Genomic DNA, 19,469 nt, shown 5'->3' with positions numbered 1-19,469 from the left:
GCGCCTGTATCGCGGGCAAGCCTTGCTCCCACAGAGAGTTCCTTGCCGCAGAGAACTGCGCCGCTCAAGGTTATTCGTTGCTCAAGGCCTTCAGGGCCGCCGCCGCTTCGGGCAACTCCAACTCACTGAACACCCGCACCCCATGGCGCTTGAGCAATGCCGCCGTCACGCCTTTGCCACTGACCTTCACTCCACTGAACGTCCCGTCATAGGTCAGCAGGTTGCCGCATGACGGGCTGTTGGCCTTGAGCACGGCGATGCGGATGCCGTGTACTCGCACCTGTTCCAGCGCTTGATAGGCGCCTGACAAAAACTGCGTGCTCACATCCTCGCCATCGGTGGTGATCACCGCTGCCTCGCCGTCGAGCACTTGCCCGCCCTGCCCGCCAGGAATCTCCGCCGCCGCCCGAGGGGTGGGCAAGCCGCCGGCGACTTCCGGACACAGCGGCACGACCCGACCTTCGTCGAGCCATTGCTGAAGTTGATCGAACGGCCCGCTGGCACCACCGTCGTAGCGCACGCGATGGCCGAGCAGGCAGCGACTGACCAGGATTTTTTCCATCGTCAAAACAACTCGTTACCGCGACGGCGGAACCAACCGGTCAAGGACAGCCGATCGCGCGTGGCCGGCAGCACTTCGTGGGGGATGTTTCCCGAGAGGAACACCACCAGGCAACCGCCGATGGGCACCACGTCACGCTCCATGTCCTCGTCCAGGTACATGCGCAACTGACCGCCGTGTTCCGGCAGCCAATCGTCGTTGAGGTAGAGCACCGCCGAGACCATGCGCCGGTCGTCGTCGCGAAAGCGGTCGACGTGCTTGAGGTAGAACGCGCCGGGTGGATAGAGGGCAAAGTGACTTTCGAAATCTTCCAAGCCGAGGAACAACCCACGATTCATCGCCTCGCGCAGGCTGTCCATCAGCGTCAGGTATTGGTCGCAGGCTTGCGCCTGGCCAGGTTCGATCCACTGGATGCGATCACCCCGGATCCCTTCGCGGATCTCCGAGAAAGGCCCCCGCCCGACCGCAGCCGGAGCCAGCTCGCCCTCGGCAGCACGCTGACGGCATTCGGCCGCCAGGGCGCGGGTCAGCGCGTCCGGCAGGAAGAGGTTCTGCTGCGACCAGCCGCGCTCGGCCAGGTCGTCGACGATACGTAACAGCAGAGGGTGATCATAAGGTATTTGCATGGCGCGCATAGTATGCCGGCGCCTGCAAAACCGACAGCGCCACGCAGCGGGTTCGCGGTGTCGAACAGCGCCTTCGTACGAACTTGATACGAATTCTCGACAAGACCCCACACCCCACGGAGAATAGTCGGCTGCTGACAGGAGTCCCTATGCGCCGTTTGCTTTTCTCACTGTTGATGTTCTGCGTTTTGCCCGCCTGGGCAGACAGCTACGACCAGTTGTACAAGGTCGCCGGCTGGCCGGAACAACGGGCGCATTTCAGCGATGCCTTGAGCGCCGCTCAGCAGCGCTACCAGAGCAGCCTGCCGCCGGCGGTGTTCCAGGCCCTGGTGAACAACAGCAATCAACGCTTCGCCCCCCAGGCCATGGACCAGCGGGCCGAGGCGCAAATGCGCAAGCATCTTCGCGATCCTCAGCCGGCCCTGGGCTTCTTCCAATCGCCTTTGGGCCGCAAAGTCGTGGCCGCCGAATTGCTGGCAACCCGGCGCGATCAATTGGCGAAAAACGCCAAGGGCCTGCCGAAGATGCAAGCCAGCGACAACCGCCTGTTGATCATCGGCCACCTGGCCCAGGCCCTGCCCGCCCGCGAAGCCGGCGCCGAAGTCAGCCTGGCGATCGCCGGCGTGGCGGCCGACAGCCTGAGCTCGATGATCCCGGGACTCTTGGGTGCCGGCCAGGCCCAGGGCATGCTCAACGGCCAGCGCCAGCGACTGATGGAACAGATCGGCGCGGACCTGAACAACACGCTGCTGTACGTCTACCGTGACCTGACGGACACCGAGCTGGAAGAATTCGCCACCTTCGCCGAATCGACCGAGGGACAGGCTTATTATCAAGCGGCCCTGGCGGCGATTCGGGCGGGGTTGGCGGTGGGGCAGGAGCTCGGGCAGTAGTTCTTCAGTGTCCTCAAGACCGCTATCGCGAGCAGGCTCGCTCCCACAGGGTATTTGGGTGAACCCAGGTTTTTTGATCGACCAAGATCCAAGTGGGAGCGAGCCTGCTCGCGATGGCAATAGCCCAGTCACCGCCGGATCCGGCTCATCCGCTTGCTCAAGAACCCAAACATCTCCTGCCGCATCGCCAGCGCCTCGTTCGCCAAGTGATGCCGCCCTTCAGGCAACATCAACACCTGCGGCCGGTCGAACTTGCTGCGCAGCACGTTCAGGTTGTGCACCCAATCCACCGTCATGTCCGCCTGCCCCTGCACGATCAAGGGCTGGCGTGGGCTGCTCGGGGCGGCTTCGATACGCTTGATCCATTGCCCCAATGCGCCCACCCAGGCGGTGGGCAGGCGCAGCGGTTGCAGCGGGTCGGCTTGCAGGAAAGGCAGGAACTGGGGGTCGGTGGAGTTCTCGCTGAAACGCCGGGCGATACCGCTCACGAAAGGCTTGAGCAGGTAATAACTCAGGCGCGACCAGCCCCAGGCCCGCGGCCGCACCAACGGTGACAGCAGGATAACCTGCCCCTGGGCCGGGCTTTGCGTGCCGTGGTTTAGCACATGATCGACCACAATCGCACCGCCGGTGCTTTGCCCACACAAGTGCCAGGGTTGCGGCAGGTCCAGCGTCGCGGCCTCGGCCAACAGGCCCTGCAAGGTGGCCTGGTACTCGGCGAAATCGCCGATGCTGGCGCGTTCGCCGCTGGACAGGCCATGGCCCGGCAGGTCGCAGGCGATCACCGCGAATTTCTGCTCCAAGGCCCACTCGATCAAGTGCCGGTACAGCCCCATGTGATCGTAGTAACCGTGGAACACAAACATCGTCGCCACGGCTTTTTCCGGCCACCAGACCTGGCTGACCACTTCATACCCGCCCACCTCGAAACGCCCTAATCCCTTGCGCACACTGCGCTGGGGGAAATCCAGCCCATAGAACCGCTGGTAGGCCCGGGCTTGCTCGGACAGGGCTTGCCACTGGGCCAACGGTTGCAGGCTGGCACGCAGGAGATCGGGATCGAAAGTGGCAGGCATCAAGGCTTCCAGACAAGGGCGCAGCGCGCAAAACGGACTTTACAGGCCTGCGATATTCATCTGTCGCGGCAAGCATGGCAAGCTACGCGGCCTCAGAGGATCAACTCCATGCGCCCGTCCCACCGCACGACCTTGCTTTCCAGCCTGCTCGCCCTCGGATGCGCCATCGTATTGTGGGTGGCCTACGACTGGTTCCAGGGCCGTTTCCTGCGGGCCTTCAGCCAACACACCGCGATATTTTCCGGCGACCCTCTGCGCCTGCCCGCCGACCTGGCCGGCCCCGGCGCGATCCGCCTGGTGCATTTCTGGGACCCGGCGTGCCCGTGCAACGTCGGCAATCAGCAGCACCTCTCTGAACTGGTGGATAAATACGTACCGCAAGGCGTCGAGTTCTATGCGGTACAAAAGCCCGGCAGCCACGGTCAGTTACCGGCCACCCTGAACAGCCTCAAGCCGCTCCGAAGCCTGCCCGGCTCCAGCCAGATCCCCGCCAGCCCGGCCGTGGCGATCTGGGATCGCAGCGGCCAATTGGCGTACTTCGGCCCGTACAGCGAAGGCCTGACCTGTAATTCGAGCAACAGCTTCATCGAGCCGATTCTGGAGGCGTTGAGCGGCGGGCGGGCGGTCAATGCAACCCACACGATGGCGGTGGGTTGCTATTGTCCTTGGGCAATGTCGAAATGAAGAACGACTGAAAAACCGAATCAAACTTCATGCCACATCAGGAAGAAAAAAATAGCTAGCCACATTGACCACAAAAAAAGAAACCCCCGTGGTAGCCAGAAGAATTAAATTAAACTTCTGCACCGACACACCATAGGCTTGCGCAAAGATGAAAGTATTTTTTGGAGAAGGCATTGCCGATATCAATATCAATGCAAACAACAGCAATCCAGACAATCCAAAAATGTACTGTCCCACCACGAAAGAAATCGCGGGGTGCAAAAAATTCTTTATAAATACACCCAGCACTATTTCATTACAGTCGTTTCTCATGGTTGACGTCACGCGACCAGCATAGAACGAAGTACCCAATGCTATTAGTGCAATAGGCGCCGCGGTATCAGCAATCATATCCATGCTCTCGATGATAAAAAAATCTGTATCGATCATGTGCGGGAGCTTAATTTGCGAAATGAGCGACCCCGTCAACGCGGAAATGATCAATGGATTTTTGAACACGATCAGCAGGGCTTTCTTTAGAAAAGCGCTCAAAGAACCAATTTGCGAAAAAGAGGAAACCTCCATGACAAATACCGAAATGCTCGTAAGAACAACGGACTGAAAAATAATTATTGGCACAACCAAAGCCGAGTCTCCCAACAGCAATATGAAGATAGGCACTGCTAAAAAAGCGGTGTTGGTTTGCCCAATAGCAATAAAATTCAAACCCACCTCCACCAGGCTCTTCTTCAGGCAAACTTTATATATGATAAAAATCAGGATCCACAATACAAAAACACCCAAACCATACGCCTGAACATAAGCATTTACATTGACGTCTGGCGTGTAATCGGACTTCAGTGTCGTTAAAAAAATCTCTACGGGGAGCGCAACATAAAAAACATAGCCGCTCAGTACTTCATCAGCACCGCGACGCACGAGACCAGCAAACGAAAGCAAACAACCTAACAATATCAAAACAAATATTGACAACGTTGAGCTCAGCGACAACATCAACATAAGTAGTCCACCCTGCCGTTCAGCAACAACCAAACGAACGAACACACCCAATAAAAGCCATTATTCTTCCGACAACTTACAAAGCAATAGACGCGACAAGATCATGCTTGTGCGAAACACCTAAAAGCTTTCCCTTATGGTCAACAACCAGAATTGCAGATACACCAACACCTATACAGTCTGCAATCAGCTTGCCCTCATGCACGCATCTTAAATTAACCTCCATAACATCCGAAATTTTAAGACCAGCAACACTATCATTCCCCTTGAACACTCGAGCCATATCTCCATCTGTAAACACTCCCAAAGGCCGAGAGAAGGTATCTACCACGACGACAAATCCAAGGCGCTTATTCGCCATATAACTAACCGCATCCAAGAACAATGTATCAGGCGGTAGCGCAGGGACTTTATCCCCCCTCACCATCACGTCACGAATTTTCACCGTCAGCACCTTGCCTAGATTTCCGGCGGGATGATTTCTTGAGAACTCTTCCTTCGTGAAGCGCTTAATTTTCATCAGCGCCATAGCAATCGCATCTCCAACGCCTAATGTGGCACTAGAGCTTACGGTTGGCGCCAGATTATATGGACAGGCTTCCCTATCAATTTTCAACGCCACATGCGCATGTGTTCTACATGCCAATTCCGAGTTTGAAAAATTTGTCAAAGCTACGGTACTTACACCTAAATCATGAAGATAGGGAAGCAGCGACAAAACCTCCTCACTTCTACCGCTATAAGATATTAGTACTGCGAGGTCATGCGCCGTAATCATGCCCAAGTCCCCATGCTTAGCCTCGGATGGGTGTATAAAAAAGCTGGGCGTCCCCGTAGAGGCTAGACTTGCCGCAATTTTCTTACCGACATGGCCACTTTTTCCAACACCTAGAATCACCACGTGCCCCTTGCAGGCCAATATAAGTCGAACGACATCGACAAAACCGTTACCCTCCAACTCATCGGAAAGCTTTATCAGTGCCCGCCCCTCACTGATCAACACCTCTCTCCCCAAGGTTAGTAGATGCCTGTCAGACCCTGTTTCCGACAACAACTTATCATTCATGAATTCTTATCTCCTGACGGTCGACATTTGGATCGTTGACCAACAGCGCGCCATCCCTGTAATGACTTCTTCGGTAAAATGTCACGAAAAGACTATTTCTCTCATAAGAAACACTGGGATGGTGTGTAGCGCCATGCCAGCTATCGTCTGATCTCAAAAAAGCGAATGCCACATTAGGCTCATAAGGAATTTTTCTGAATTCTTCAAAGCCACTTTCGCTTTTTACAAACAGCCCAAGCCCTGAATCTTTATAATTCGCACTTTCTGGCAAATACCATCCGAATGTCATTGCCTTTTCAACGATATCCGTATGCGGAGGCAAATCAAAACCGGCAAAATCTTTATACAAATGCGGATAAGGTGTCACATCAAGATCAGAGCCAAACTTTCCCAGCAAAAGACGCTTGAATGGTTCACTGCAAAAAAGCTCAACAATATCAATAGCAACTTTAGACCTCGAAAAAACCTTACCAAGATCAATCGAAATTCCTTCCAGAGACAAAGGCAATTCAAAACGCGTCGAACTCCCATTTCTCAAGGTGCTTTTATGCATCAACGGCTTGTATAAATCCAACGCTGGCAAGCTGGAAATAAACTCTCTGTACAATTCTGCTGGAACAAAGTCCTTTACTTCAAAAAAACTGAACGGATCACTCACCAGTTCAGCGCCTGTTACTTTTTGAGAAATATACTCCATGAGTTCGGACATACCCACCTCCTTACGGTTTTCTCAAGATTCACCTCACACAAGTGAAACACATGTAACTACTCGTATCTTTTATAGGCCTTGCCCACGCCTCCAGCAATGAGATTCTTGTAGTTCAATTCCCAAAAACTCGAAGGAAACCTCTTACATCCAACTTCTTTTAGTAGGAATCGAGCTATTGACCGGGTTATTATTTTTTCAAGATCAATGCCCTACGCTGTTTATCGATACCCATCGGTATTTAGGAAAAGGACTTTTATGAAACGCACCCTCATCGCCTTCCTCTCATTGATCGTCACCGCGATCATCGTCGCGGGCGGCTACCTCTACAGCAAGCAGCCCACCCGCCAAGGCACGATGCAGGTGCAAGGCCTGCAGGGCTCGGTGACGGTGCGCTACGACGAGCGCGGTGTGCCGCATATCCGCGCCGAAAACGAAACCGACCTGTACCGCGCCCTCGGTTATGTCCATGCCCAGGACCGGCTGTTCCAAATGGAGATCATGCGCCGCCTCGCCCGGGGCGAGCTGGCCGAGGTGCTGGGGCCGAAGCTTCTGGACACCGACAAGCTGATGCGCAGCCTGCGCATCCGCGAGCGCGCCGCGGCCTACGTGACCGAGCAGGACCCGCACTCCCCGGCCTGGGTCGCCATGCAGGCCTATCTGGACGGGATCAACGCCTACCAGGACAGCCACACCCGGCCCGTGGAGTTCGATGTGCTGGGCATTCCCAAGCGCCCCTTCACCGCCGAAGACACCGTGAGCGTCACCGGCTACATGGCCTACAGCTTCGCCGCGGCCTTTCGCACCGAACCGCTGCTGACCTACGTGCGCGATCAACTGGGCGCCGAATACTTGAGCATCTTCGACCTCGACTGGCAGCCCCAAGGCGCGCTGACCGAAGGGCGCAAGGCCGGCCTGCCCCTGGCCGCCGCTGACTGGAAGGACCTCAACGCCCTGGCCCGCCTGAGCGAGCAGGCCCTGGCGGATAATGGCCTGTCGCAGTTTGAGGGCAGCAACGCCTGGGCCGTCGCCGGCAGCCGTACCCGTAGCGGCAAGCCGTTGCTGGCGGGCGACCCGCACATTCGTTTTTCCACGCCATCGGTGTGGTACGAGGCGCACTTGTCGGCCCCCGGCTTTGAGCTCTACGGGCATTACCAGGCACTGCTGCCCTTTGCGACGCTGGGCATGAACAAGGATTTCGGCTGGAGCGTCACCATGTTCCAGAACGATGACCTGGACCTGATCGCCGAGAAGGTCAACCCGGACAATCCCGAGCAGGTCTGGTATCGCGACCAATGGGTGGACATGACCCGCAGCGAACAGCAGATCGCGGTCAAGGGCCAGGCGCCGGTGACGCTGGTGCTGCGCCAGTCGCCCCACGGCCCGATCGTCAACGATGCTCTTGGGGCCAACGCCGGCAAGACCCCGGTCGCCATGTGGTGGGGGTTCCTGGAGAGTCGCAACCCGATCCTCGACGCCTTCTACCAGCTCAACCGCGCCGATACCCTGGCCAAGGCCCGCGGCGCTTCGGCCAAGATCCACGCGCCGGGGCTGAACGTGGTGTGGGCCAACGCCAAAGGGGACATCGGCTGGTGGGCCGCTGCGCAATTGCCCAAGCGCCCCGCCGGCGTGAAGCCTGGCTTCATTCTCGATGGCAGCAGCCCGGAGGCGGAAAAAGAAGGTTTCTATCCGTTCAGCAACAACCCGCAGGAAGAAAATCCGGCGCAGGGCTACATCATCTCGGCCAATTTCCAACCGGCGTCGGCCAGCGGCATCGAGATCCCTGGCTACTACAACCTCGCCGACCGTGGCCAGCAACTCAACCAGCAGCTCAGCGACAAGCAGGCAAAGTGGGACCTGGAAAGCACCCAGAAGCTGCAATTGGGCACCACCACCGCCTACGGCCCTCGTCTGCTTGCGCCGCTGTTGCCGGTGCTGCGTGAAGGGGTCAGCGATCCGCAGGAGCGCAAATGGGTGGAACAATTGGCCCAATGGCCGGGCGATTATCCCCTGGACTCCCTCAGCGCCACGCTGTTCAACCAATTCCTGTTCAACCTGGCCGATGCCGCCCTGCACGATGAACTGGGCGACGGGTTCTTTGAAACCGCCCTGTCGACCCGGGTGATTGACGCGGCCCTGCCACGCTTGGCGGCTTCCGAGAACTCACCGTGGTGGGATGACCGCAACACCCTCGGCACCGAGACCCGTGCCGACACCGTGAAAAAGGCCTGGGACAAGAGCCTCGCCCACTTGAAGGCCACCTTCGGCGACGATGCCACGCGATGGCAATGGGGCAAGGCCCACACCCTGACCCACGGCCACCCGCTGGGCCTGCAAAAGCCCCTGGACCGGATCTTCAACGTTGGCCCGTTCGCCGCGCCGGGCACTCACGAAGTGCCCAACAACCTCTCCGCCAAGATCGGTCCCGCACCATGGCCGGTGACCTACGGGCCTTCGACCCGGCGCATCATCGACTTCGCCGACCCGAGCCACAGCGTCACCATCAACCCGGTCGGCCAGAGCGGTGTGCCGTTCGACAAGCATTACGAGGATCAGGCCGAGGCGTACATCGAGGGGCTGTATCACCAGGCGCACCTGGCCGAAGAGGAAGTGACGGCCAATACCCATGGCACCTTGAAGCTGTTGCCGGCCCGGGCGCCCTGAATGGGGTGCAGGACTTTTTTCATCGTTAGCCGGGCTTGATCGTCACGGATGGTCAAGACTACAAAGGCTCACTTGCCCGTCTCTTCCACAGGAGTCAACGCTATGTTCAATAACTGGTCCGAACTGCTGCCCACCATCAAGAGCGCCTTCGGCGCCCTGGGCAAAAGCAATCCGAAGATGGTCAAGGCCTACATGGCCCTGGACGAAGCCGCGGCCGAGAACAATGTGCTCGATGCCAAGACCCGTGAACTGATCTCCATCGCCGTGGCCATCACCACCCGCTGTGACGGCTGCATCGGCGTACACACCGACGCCGCCATCAAGGCCGGCGCCACCCGCGAAGAAATCGCCGCCACCCTGGCCACCGCGGTGTCCCTCAACGCGGGCGCGGCGTACATCTACTCGCTGCGTGCGCTGGAGGCTCATGACGCGTTGAAGAAGTGACGGGCGAATAACCGCACAGGCCGCTATCGTCGGATCGCCGCCCGGAGCAAGCTCGCTCCCACAAAGGATCTGCGTTCGACCGAGGTTTTGCAGGCGACAAAAAACACCTGTGGGAGCGAGCCTGCTCGCGATGGCGGTGTATCAGCCAACATAAGTGTTGAATGTACTGCCGTCTTCGCGAGCAGGCTCGCTCCCACAAGGGATCTATATCCGACCATGGATTTGCAGGCGACAAAAACACCTGTGGGGGCGGGCTTGCTCGCGAAAGCGGTGTATCAGCCAACATGAATGTTGAATGTACCTCCGTCTTCGCGAGCAAGTCGGAGCGCCGAACCGCCGCTCCCACATTGGGTGCCAGTATCGGGTCAGACCGACGCGGTCTCGGCCCGGCGGACTTCCGGTTGTTTCCAGGAGTCGGCGGCGCTTTCTTCGATGGCTTGCTGGATCGCGCGCTTGCGATTTTCTTCGGCGCGGCGGCTGAAGTACCAGACCAGGAAGGTCACCAGCGACACCGCCAGCAGGATCAGGCTCGCCACGGCGTTGATTTCCGGTTTTACCCCCAGACGCACGGCCGAGAAGACTTCCATCGGCAAGGTCGTCGAACCAGGACCGGAGACGAAGCTCGCCAGCACCAGGTCGTCCAAGGACAACGCGAAGGACATCATGCCCCCCGCCGCCAGCGATGGCGCGATCATCGGGATGGTGATCAGGAAGAACACCTTCCATGGCCGCGCACCGAGGTCCATGGCCGCCTCTTCGATGGACAGGTCCAACTCACGCAAGCGTGCCGAGACCACCACCGCCACATAGGCCGCGCAGAACGTGGTGTGGGCGATCCAGATCGTGACAATGCCACGCTCCTGGGGCCAGCCGATCATCTGCGCCATGGCCACGAACAGCAGCAACAGCGACAGGCCGGTGATCACTTCCGGCATCACCAACGGCGCGGTGACCAGGCCGCCGAACAGCGTGCGGCCCTTGAAGTGGGTGATGCGGGTCAGCACGAAGGCCGCCAGCGTTCCCAAGGCCACCGCGGCAATCGCCGTGTAGCAGGCGATTTCCAGCGAGCGCATCACCGAGCCCATCAACTGGCTGTTGTCCAGCAGACCGACGTACCACTTGACCGACCAGCCGCCCCACACCGTCACCAGTTTCGAGGCGTTGAACGAGTAGATCACCAGAATCAGCATCGGCGCGTAGATGAACAGCAAACCCAGCACCAGCATCAGGCTTGAAAAACTGAAGCGCTTCATTCCTTGCCCTCCATTTCTTTGGCCTGACTGCGGTTGAACAGGATGATGGGCACGATCAGGATCGCCAGCATCACCACCGCCAGGGCGGACGCCACCGGCCAGTCTCGGTTATTGAAGAATTCCTGCCACAGCACTTTGCCGATCATCAGGGTTTCCGGGCCACCCAGCAGTTCCGGGATCACGAACTCGCCCACCACCGGGATGAACACCAGCATGCAGCCTGCGATGATGCCGTTCTTGGACAGCGGCACGGTGATTTTCCAGAAGCTGTTGAACGTGCTCGAACCCAGGTCCGACGCGGCTTCCAGCAGGCTGGCGTCATGCTTCACCAGGTTGGCGTACAACGGCAGGATCATGAACGGCAGATAGGAGTAGACGACCCCGATATACACCGCCAGGTTGGTGTTGAGAATCTGCAGCGGTTCGCTGATCCAGCCCATGCTCATCAGAAAGCCGTTGAGCAAGCCGTTGTTGCTGAGGATGCCCATCCACGCATAGACGCGAATCAGGATCGCGGTCCAGGTCGGCATCATGATCAGCAGCACCAGCACCGTCTGCATCTCTTTGCGGGCGTTGGCGATGCCGTAGGCCATCGGGTAACCGATCAGCAGGCACAGGGCGGTGCTGATCAGGGCCATCTTCAGCGAGCCGAGGTAGGCGGCGATGTACAGATCATCCTCGCTCAGCAACACGTAGTTGGCGAGGTTGAGCAGCACCTGCAATTTCTGGTCGACGTAGCTGTAGATCTCGGTGTACGGCGGGATCGCCACGTCGGCTTCGGCGAAGCTGATCTTCAGGACGATGAAGAACGGCAGCATGAAGAACAGGAACAGCCAGATGAAGGGCACCCCGATGACCAGTTGGCGGCCACCGGGCGTTATTCGATCGAGTCGGCGTTTGAGTTTGCGCATGTTCATGAGCGAAGCACCACGCCGCTGTCGTCTTCCCACCAGACGAACACCTGGTCGCCCCAGGTCGGGCGCTGGCCACGGCGTTCGGCGTTGGCGACGAAGGATTGCACGAGCTTGCCGCTCGGCAGCTCGACATAGAACACCGAGTGACCGCCCAGGTAGGCGATGTCATGGACCTTGCCGCTGGACCAGTTGTGCTCGCAGGTCGGCTGCTCGGAGGTGACCAGCAGTTTTTCCGGGCGAATGGCGTAGGTCACGGACTTGTCCTGCACCGAGGTGCTGATGCCGTGGCCGACGTAGATGCTGCGATCCAGGTCCTTGCAGGTCAGCACCGCGTGACCTTCGGCGTCGTCCACCACTTCGGTCTCGAAGATGTTGACGTTGCCGATGAACTCGCAGACCAGCCGGCTGGTCGGGGTCTCGTAGATGTCGATCGGGCTGCCGATCTGGGCGATCCAACCCAGGTGCATGATCGCGATGCGTTCGGCCATGGTCATGGCCTCTTCCTGGTCGTGGGTCACCATGACGCAGGTCACGCCGACCCGCTCGATGATCTCCACCAGTTCAAGCTGCATTTGCGAACGCAGCTTCTTGTCCAGGGCGCCCATCGGCTCGTCGAGCAGCAACAGCTTCGGCCGCTTGGCCAGGGAACGGGCCAGGGCCACACGCTGGCGCTGGCCGCCAGACAGTTGGTGCGGCTTGCGCTTGGCGTACTGGCTCATCTGCACCAGCTTGAGCATCTCCGCCACGCGGGCATCGATCTCGGCTTTCGGAATCTTGTCCTGTTGCAGGCCGAAGGCGATGTTCTGCGCCACGGTCATGTGCGGGAACAGGGCGTAGGACTGGAACATCATGTTGATCGGCCGCTCGTAGGGCGGCATGTCGGTGATGTCCACGCCGTCGAGGAAAATCCGTCCCTCGGTGGGCCGCTCGAAACCGGCCAGCATGCGCAGCAAGGTGGATTTGCCCGATCCCGAACCGCCGAGCAAGGCGAAGATCTCGCCTTTCTTGATTTCCAGGGACACATCGTCCACGGCAATCGTCTCGTCGAACTTCTTCGTGACCCGGTCGATTTTGACCAGCACCTGCTTGGGTGTCTGGTCGCCCTCGAGGGCTTTCTTATAGGCGCCGGAGGCAACTGCCATTTACGAAACTCCCACAGAATTTGCAGTTCGCCCCACGGAGGCGAACAAGAGTGTTGACGTTTATTTACCCGACTTGACCTTGGTCCAGCTGCGAGTCATGAGTCGTTGGATCTTGGGCGGCAACTCGGAGTTGACGTAGAGCTTGTCGACGACTGCTTGCGGTGGGTAAACCGCTTCGTCGGTGCGTACTTTCTGATCCATCAGTTCGCCAGCCTTGGGATTCGGGTTGGCATAACCGACGACGTCGCTGACCTGGGCGATGACCTCAGGCTTGAGCACATAGTTGATGAAGGCATGGGCTTGCTTGACGTTGCCGGCATCACGGGGAATCGCCAGCATGTCGAACCAGAGGTTGCCGCCTTCCTTGGGAATCACGTAGGCGATGTCGATGCCCTTACCGGCTTCGCTGGCACGTTCGCGGGCCTGGAAGATGTCGCCGGAGAAACCGGCGGCCACGCAGATCTCGCCATTGGCCAGGTCGGAGATGTACTTGGAGGAATTGAAGTAGGTCACGTAAGGCCGGATCTTGAGGAGCTGGGCCTCGGCCTTCTTGTAGTCTTCAGGGTCTTCGCTGTTGGGGTTCAGGCCCAGGTAGTTGAGCATCGCCGGAATCATCTCGTCACCCGAATCGAGGAACGAAACGCCGCAGCTGGACAGCTTCTTGATGTTTTCCGGCTCGAACAGCACGGCCCAGGAATCGATCTTGTCGACGCCCAGGACTGCCTTGATTTTCTCGACGTTATAGCCGATGCCGTTGGTGCCCCACAGGTAAGGCACGGCGTACTGGTTGCCCGGGTCGTTCTTTTCCAGGCGCTTGAGCAGCACCGGGTCGAGGTTGGCGTAGTTGGGCAACTGCGCCTTGTCGAGTTTTTGGAACGCCCCGGCCTTGATCTGCTTGCCGAGGAAGTGGTTGGACGGCACCACCACGTCGTAACCGGTACGCCCGGCCAGCAACTTGCCTTCCAGGGTTTCGTTGGAATCGAACACGTCATACACCGGCTTGATGCCAGTGGCTTTTTCGAAATCCGCCAGGGTGGTCTCGCCGATGTAGTCCGACCAATTATAAATATGCACGGTGGAGGCAGCCTGGACGCTGACGGCGAGCGTCAGGCCGGCGCCGACCAGCAAAGCGTTACGTAACAAAGAAAAGACTGGCACGTGGAGGTCCTCTTAAATAGTTGGGCCCAAGTTGCCCCCGTTACGTGACCCTTGTCGGGGCCCTGCAACAAAACCGGCGCGCAACTTACCCTCGATAAACCGATCCAGCAAAACTTTTAGTTTATTTATTGGTTCCTGTTGCCGCCGCCGCGCTGGCCGCGACAACAGGAGGGTGCTTCAGGCCGGCTTATTTACCGGATTTGATCTTGGTCCAGCTGCGGGTCAGGATCCGCTGGGTCGCGGCTGGCAGGTCGGCGATGGCGTACAGCTTGGCCTTCACTTCGTCCGATGGATAAATGCTCGGGTCACCGGAGATTTCCTTGTCCACCAGAGGGGTGGCGGCTTTGTTGCCGTTAGGGAAACGCACGTTGTCGGTGATCTCCGCCATGATTTCCGGCTGCATGATGAAGTTCATCCACTTATAAGCGGCCTCGACGTTTTCGGCATCTTTCGGGATAGCGACCATGTCGTAGAACGAACCGGCACCTTCCTTCGGAATGGTGTAGGCCACTTTCACTTTGCCGCCAGCCTCGGCAGCACGGCTCTTGGATTGCTCGATATCACCCGAGTAACCCACGGCGACGCAGATGTTGCCGTTGGCCAGGTCGGAAATGTATTTGGACGAGTGGAAGTAACCGATCGATGGACGCAACTTGAGAAACAGCGCTTCGGCCTCGGCCAGTTGCTTCTTGTCCTGGCTGTCGGTCGGGTAGCCAAGGTAATGCAGGGCCACCGGAATCATTTCGGTTGGCGAATCGAGGAAGCTCACGCCGCAGCTCTTGAGCTTGGCGATGTTCTCGGGCTTGAGCAGGGTGTCCCAGGAGTCGATCTTGTCGACGCCCAATGCGGCCTTGACCTTCTCGGGGTTGTAACCGATGCCGATAGTGCCCCACATGTAAGGGAAGGCATGCTTGTTGCCCTGGTCGCTGGCATCGCCGACGGCCTTGAGCAGGTCGGTGTCCAGGTTCTTCCAGTTAGGCAGCTTGGACTTGTCCAGTTCCTGGTAGACGCCGGCCTTGATCTGCTTGGCCAGGAAGTTGTTCGATGGCACCACGATGTCATAACCGGATTTGCCAGCCAGCAACTTGGCTTCCAGGGTTTCGTTGGAGTCGAACACGTCGTAGACGACTTTGATCCCCGTTTCTTTCTCGAACTTGGCGACGGTGTCCGGCGCAATGTAGTCGGACCAGTTATAGACGTGCAGCACTTTGTCGTCCGCCTGAACAGCACCCGCCATCACGCCCATCAGGGACATGGCGAGGAGGGTCTTGCCAGCTATCTTCATACCTAATGCCTTCATGAAAAAATGCTCCAGTTATTCTTCTTAGCCACAGTTCAGTAGCCGGCTCACGGGCGACTTGAACAGCCGGTAGTCTGGCAAGTTACAGGCCAGGCTTTCAACACAAGCCCAGTCTTTTGTTCGCGCTGGGCGAGGCCCTTGCAGGCACCTCGCTCAGAGCCTAGCACTTAGCCTTGCAACGCACTGAGGGTCAGGTCCAGGCACTGCCGTGCCTTGGTCACCAATTCATCGATCTCGGCCTTGCTGATCACCAGCGGCGGCGCAATGATCATGGTGTCGCCCACCGCGCGCATGATCAGCCCGTTATCGAAGCAGAACTGCCGGCAGATCATGCCCACGCCCTTGCCTTCGTAGCGCTTGCGCGTGGCCTTGTCCTGGACCAGCTCGATCGCCCCCAGCAAACCGACCCCGCGTACTTCACCCACCAATGGATGATCGTTCAGTTCCCGCAAGCGTTGCTGCAAATAGGGTGCCGTTTCGCTGTGGACACGCTCGATGATCTTCTCGTCACGCAGGATGCGGATGTTTTCCAGGGCTACCGCCGCGGCCACCGGGTGACCGGAGTAGGTAAAGCCGTGGTTGAAGTCGCCGCCTTCGTTGAGCACCGCGACCACGTCATCGCGCACGATCAGCCCACCCATGGGGATGTAGCCGGAGGTCAGGCCCTTGGCAATGGTCATCATGTGCGGTTTCAACCCGTAATGGTCGGTACCGAACCACTCACCGGTACGGCCGAAGCCACAGATCACTTCGTCGGCCACGAACAGGATGTCGTACTTGGCGAGGATTTCCTTCATGCGCGGCCAGTAGCTGTCCGGCGGCACGATCACGCCACCGGCGCCCTGGATCGGCTCGGCGATGAACGCACCGACGTTATCCACGCCGATCTCCAGGATCTTTTCTTCCAACTGGTTGGCCGCCCACACGCCGAACTCTTCGGGGCTCATGTCGCCGCCTTCGCCGAACCAGTAAGGCTGGGCAATGTGGACAATGCCCGGGATCGGCAGGTCGCCCTGCTCGTGCATATAGGTCATGCCGCCCAGGCTCGCGCCGGCCACGGTCGAGCCGTGATAACCGTTCTTGCGGCTGATGATGACTTTCTTGTTCGGCTGGCCCTTGATCGCCCAATAGTGGCGGACCATCCGCAACATGGTGTCGTTGCCCTCGGAGCCGGAGCCGGTGAAGAACACATGGTTCATGCCTTCAGGGGCGATGTCGGCGATGGCTTTGGACAATTCCAGTACCGGCGGGTGGGCCGTCTGGAAGAACAGGTTGTAGTACGGCAGTTCGCGCATCTGTTGGCTGGCGGCATCGGCCAGTTCGTCGCGGCCGTAACCGACGGCCACGCACCAGAGGCCAGCCATGCCGTCGAGGATCTTGTTGCCTTCACTGTCCCAGAGATAGACGCCCTTGGCGTGGGTGATGATGCGCGGGCCTTTCTCTTTGAGCTGCTTGAAATCGCTGAACGGCGCCAGGTGGTGATCGTTGCTCAGGGCCTGCCATTCACGGGTTTGCGGGTTATTGCGGGTCATGCGAATTCTCCTGTTATCGGTGAGGGCGAAGCTGCCTGAAGCAGCCCCGCCCGGCGCTTCAGACGGCAAAGAGCAGGAATTCCCGCTCCCACGAACTGATGACGCGCTTGAAGTTTTCATGCTCGGCCCGCTTGACCGCGACGTAGCCTGTGATGAATTTCTTGCCCAGGTATTTCTCGATGGTGGTGCTGTTTTCCATGCGTTCCAGGGCGTCTTCGATGGTCAGCGGCAAACGCAGGTTACGGCGTTCGTAGCCGCGGCCCACCACCGGCGCGCTCGGGCTGATGCCTTCGACCATGCCGATGAAGCCACACAGCAGGCTGGCGGCAATCGCCAGGTACGGGTTGGCGTCGGCGCCCGGCAAGCGGTTTTCCACCCGACGGTTCTGCGGCCCGGCATCCGGCACGCGCAGGCCCACGGTGCGGTTCTCTTCGCCCCACTCCACGTTCACCGGCGCCGACGTATCCGGCAGGAAGCGGCGGAACGAGTTGACGTTGGGGGCGAACAGCGGCAACAGCTCAGGGATGAACTTCTGCAGGCCACCGATGTGGTGCAGGAACAGATCGCTCATGGTCCCGTCTTCATTGGAGAAGACGTTCTTGCCGGTTTCCTTGTCGATGATGCTCTGGTGCAGGTGCATCGCACTGCCCGGCTCGCCGGTCATGGGCTTGGCCATGAAGGTGGCGGCCACGTCGTGCTTGAGCGCCGCCTCGCGCATGGTGCGCTTGAACACCAGGATCTGGTCGGCCAGGGACAGGGCATCGCCGTGACGGAAGTTGATTTCCATCTGCGCCGTGCCGTCCTCGTGGATCAGGGTATCGAGGTCCAGCTCTTGCAGTTCGCACCAGTCGTAGACGTCTTCGAACAGCGGGTCGAATTCGTTGGCCGCTTCGATCGAGAAGGACTGGCGACCGGTTTCCGGGCGGCCGGAGCGGCCAACGGGCGGTTGCAGCGGGAAGTCAGGGTCGTCGCTGCGCTTGGTCAGGTAGAACTCCATTTCCGGCGCGACGATGGGCTGCCAACCTTTGTCGGCGTAGAGCTTGAGCACTTTCTTGAGCACGTTGCGCGGCGACAGCTCGATGGGGTTGCCCTGCTTGTCGTAGGCGTCGTGGATGACCTGGGCGGTGGGCTCGATGGCCCAGGGCACAAGGAACACGGCGTTCTCGTCCGGGCGGCAGATCATGTCGATATCAGCCGGGTCGAGCAGTTCGTAATAGATGTCGTCTTCGACATAGTCGCCCGTAACGGTCTGGAGCAGAACGCTCTCGGGCAGGCGCATGCCTTTCTCGGCGATGAACTTGTTGGTCGGCGAGATCTTGCCCCGGGTGATACCGGTGAGGTCGCCAATCATGCATTCGACTTCTGTGATCTTGTGGTCTTTCAACCAATCGGTGAGCTGGTCGAGGTTGTTACTCATAAATGCCTCTAGGCGTGAGTTTCCTGACTGCTATTAATCGTCAGGCGTTGTTTGACGCATCCGCGTCGCGTTGTGTTGCCCTTGCTCGGCAGGCATCGCCAAATGCCTGGAAAATCGCAAGGTAGTACGGGTTAGAGCTTACCTCCCATTCGGGGTGCCATTGCACACCTAAAGCAAAAGCCTTGCCTTCTGGCACCGAAACCGCCTCGATCAAGCCATCCGGCGCCACCGCTTCGGCCCGCAGCCCAGGCGCCAGGCGCTCGATACCCTGGCTGTGGATCGAGTTGACCTCTATCGATTGAGGCAATCCCAGGCCTGCCAGTACACCGCCGGGCTGGATATGCACGGCGTGGGCAGGACCGTATTGGACCTCCACCGCTTGAGTCTCGTCTTCACGATGATCGATGAAGGTTCCGACTTCATGAACTTTCTGATGCAGGCTGCCGCCAAAGGCTACGTTCATCTCCTGGAAACCCCGGCAGATGCCCAGCACCGGGATGCCCGCCTCGACAGCGGCGCGGATCAGCGGCAGGGTGGTGGCGTCCCGTGCAGGATCATGGGCAGTGCCGGGCGCACTGGCCGGGCCCTGATAGTGAAAAGGTTCTACATTAGAAGGAGAGCCGGTAAAAAGAATACCGTCCAAGGCGTCCAGAATATCGGACGGTTGGAACAGATCCGCCAAGGACGGAAGCAGCACTGGCAAGCCCTTGGCGGCTGTCGCGACAGCCCGGGAATATTTATCGCCGCTGGTGTGATAAGCATGCAGACCCATCTGCTTGGAGCAGGTGGTGACGCCGATTAACGGCAGGCGAGACATGAAGCACCCCGGTATTATTGCTGTTATGGGTTTGAATCGAGCTTAGCCTTGTTCATTTTTTTACACAACACCCCCGTAAAAAATACAACACGGCCCGCTCAAGCCTACGGGCGCCAAGGCCCCTAAAGGGAAAAAAACGCCCTAAATTGCCTCAAAAAAGCCCCACAGGTGCTTTTTTAGGGCAAAAAAGGCCCTGCTTGACTTCGGCATGCCGTT

Annotated in this window: 18 protein-coding genes; 4 read left to right on the top strand and 14 right to left on the bottom strand. The window is 58.8% G+C overall.

Going from position 1 to position 19,469, the window contains the following annotated elements:
• Nucleotides 1-70: 70 nt before the first annotated feature.
• Both J3361_RS08550 and J3361_RS08545 read right to left on the bottom strand, forming a co-directional pair.
• Nucleotides 71-562 (bottom strand): DUF523 domain-containing protein, encoded by a 492-nt coding sequence (locus J3361_RS08550; RefSeq protein ID WP_207963893.1) that lies wholly within the window; start codon nucleotides 560-562, stop codon nucleotides 71-73.
• Nucleotides 563-564: 2 nt separating this feature from the next.
• Entirely contained in the window at nucleotides 565-1,197 is a 633-nt protein-coding gene (locus tag J3361_RS08545; protein ID WP_207963892.1) for a 2OG-Fe(II) oxygenase, read from the bottom strand.
• A gap of 140 nt (nucleotides 1,198-1,337) precedes the next feature.
• On the opposite strand from J3361_RS08545, the gene J3361_RS08540 reads away from it, so the two are divergent.
• Nucleotides 1,338-2,081, top strand: a complete 744-nt coding sequence (locus J3361_RS08540; protein ID WP_207963891.1) for a DUF2059 domain-containing protein — start codon at nucleotides 1,338-1,340, stop codon at nucleotides 2,079-2,081.
• Nucleotides 2,082-2,209: 128 nt separating this feature from the next.
• On the opposite strand, the gene J3361_RS08535 is transcribed toward J3361_RS08540, so the two are convergent.
• Complete coding sequence (locus tag J3361_RS08535; protein WP_207963890.1) at nucleotides 2,210-3,157, bottom strand: alpha/beta hydrolase; 948 nt, start codon at nucleotides 3,155-3,157, stop codon at nucleotides 2,210-2,212.
• A gap of 108 nt (nucleotides 3,158-3,265) precedes the next feature.
• Between J3361_RS08535 and J3361_RS08530 the strand changes: the two genes are divergently transcribed.
• Nucleotides 3,266-3,841 (top strand): DUF6436 domain-containing protein, encoded by a 576-nt coding sequence (locus J3361_RS08530; protein ID WP_207963889.1) that lies wholly within the window; start codon nucleotides 3,266-3,268, stop codon nucleotides 3,839-3,841.
• 27 nt (nucleotides 3,842-3,868) lie between these two features.
• Here J3361_RS08530 and J3361_RS08525 read toward each other — a convergent pair whose 3' ends face one another.
• Genes J3361_RS08525 through J3361_RS08515 form a run of 3 tightly spaced genes read right to left on the bottom strand, consistent with a single transcriptional unit; the run spans nucleotide 3,869 to nucleotide 6,615 of the window.
• Nucleotides 3,869-4,885 (bottom strand): AEC family transporter, encoded by a 1,017-nt coding sequence (locus tag J3361_RS08525; protein ID WP_207963888.1) that lies wholly within the window; start codon nucleotides 4,883-4,885, stop codon nucleotides 3,869-3,871.
• Between the two features lie 31 nt (nucleotides 4,886-4,916).
• A complete protein-coding gene (locus J3361_RS08520) occupies nucleotides 4,917-5,906 on the bottom strand; it encodes a KpsF/GutQ family sugar-phosphate isomerase (RefSeq protein WP_207963887.1) in 990 nt (329 codons plus the stop codon).
• Entirely contained in the window at nucleotides 5,899-6,615 is a 717-nt protein-coding gene (locus J3361_RS08515) for a hypothetical protein (RefSeq protein ID WP_207963886.1), read from the bottom strand. Before J3361_RS08515 ends, J3361_RS08520 begins: the two co-directional genes overlap by 8 nt.
• 255 nt (nucleotides 6,616-6,870) lie before the next feature.
• Between J3361_RS08515 and J3361_RS08510 the strand changes: the two genes are divergently transcribed.
• A complete protein-coding gene (locus J3361_RS08510; RefSeq protein WP_207963884.1) occupies nucleotides 6,871-9,276 on the top strand; it encodes a penicillin acylase family protein in 2,406 nt (801 codons plus the stop codon).
• Between the two features lie 102 nt (nucleotides 9,277-9,378).
• Entirely contained in the window at nucleotides 9,379-9,720 is a 342-nt protein-coding gene (locus J3361_RS08505; protein ID WP_014340738.1) for a carboxymuconolactone decarboxylase family protein, read from the top strand.
• Between the two features lie 365 nt (nucleotides 9,721-10,085).
• Here the strand turns inward: J3361_RS08505 and J3361_RS08500 are convergent, their stop codons facing one another.
• The 8 genes from J3361_RS08500 to J3361_RS08465 form a co-directional block, all read right to left on the bottom strand.
• The gene (locus J3361_RS08500) at nucleotides 10,086-10,973 is read right to left on the bottom strand and encodes an ABC transporter permease subunit (RefSeq protein WP_207963882.1); all 888 of its coding nucleotides are present in this window, start codon (nucleotides 10,971-10,973) and stop codon (nucleotides 10,086-10,088) included.
• Complete coding sequence (locus J3361_RS08495) at nucleotides 10,970-11,890, bottom strand: ABC transporter permease subunit (RefSeq protein WP_207963881.1); 921 nt, start codon at nucleotides 11,888-11,890, stop codon at nucleotides 10,970-10,972. Before J3361_RS08495 ends, J3361_RS08500 begins: the two co-directional genes overlap by 4 nt.
• Entirely contained in the window at nucleotides 11,887-13,029 is a 1,143-nt protein-coding gene (gene potA / locus J3361_RS08490; protein ID WP_030138093.1) for a polyamine ABC transporter ATP-binding protein, read from the bottom strand. The genes J3361_RS08495 and potA overlap by 4 nt, the downstream gene beginning before the upstream one ends.
• A 60-nt stretch (nucleotides 13,030-13,089) precedes the next feature.
• Nucleotides 13,090-14,187 (bottom strand): polyamine ABC transporter substrate-binding protein, encoded by a 1,098-nt coding sequence (locus tag J3361_RS08485; RefSeq protein ID WP_207963879.1) that lies wholly within the window; start codon nucleotides 14,185-14,187, stop codon nucleotides 13,090-13,092.
• Nucleotides 14,188-14,374: 187 nt separating this feature from the next.
• Nucleotides 14,375-15,472 (bottom strand): polyamine ABC transporter substrate-binding protein, encoded by a 1,098-nt coding sequence (locus J3361_RS08480; RefSeq protein ID WP_207963952.1) that lies wholly within the window; start codon nucleotides 15,470-15,472, stop codon nucleotides 14,375-14,377.
• Nucleotides 15,473-15,654: 182 nt separating this feature from the next.
• Nucleotides 15,655-17,019, bottom strand: coding sequence for an aspartate aminotransferase family protein (locus tag J3361_RS08475; RefSeq protein WP_207963877.1), 1,365 nt, complete (start codon nucleotides 17,017-17,019; stop codon nucleotides 15,655-15,657).
• A gap of 58 nt (nucleotides 17,020-17,077) precedes the next feature.
• Nucleotides 17,078-18,436, bottom strand: coding sequence for a glutamine synthetase family protein (locus J3361_RS08470; protein ID WP_207963875.1), 1,359 nt, complete (start codon nucleotides 18,434-18,436; stop codon nucleotides 17,078-17,080).
• Between the two features lie 40 nt (nucleotides 18,437-18,476).
• The gene (locus J3361_RS08465) at nucleotides 18,477-19,253 is read right to left on the bottom strand and encodes a gamma-glutamyl-gamma-aminobutyrate hydrolase family protein (RefSeq protein ID WP_207963873.1); all 777 of its coding nucleotides are present in this window, start codon (nucleotides 19,251-19,253) and stop codon (nucleotides 18,477-18,479) included.
• Nucleotides 19,254-19,469 lie beyond the last annotated feature (216 nt).

This window comes from Pseudomonas sp. OA65, assembly GCF_017498305.1.
Classification (GTDB): Bacteria; Pseudomonadota; Gammaproteobacteria; order Pseudomonadales; family Pseudomonadaceae; genus Aquipseudomonas; species Aquipseudomonas zanjanensis.
Note: the sequence above shows the minus strand (reverse complement) of the source record. Positions and strands in the feature narration are given on the sequence as shown.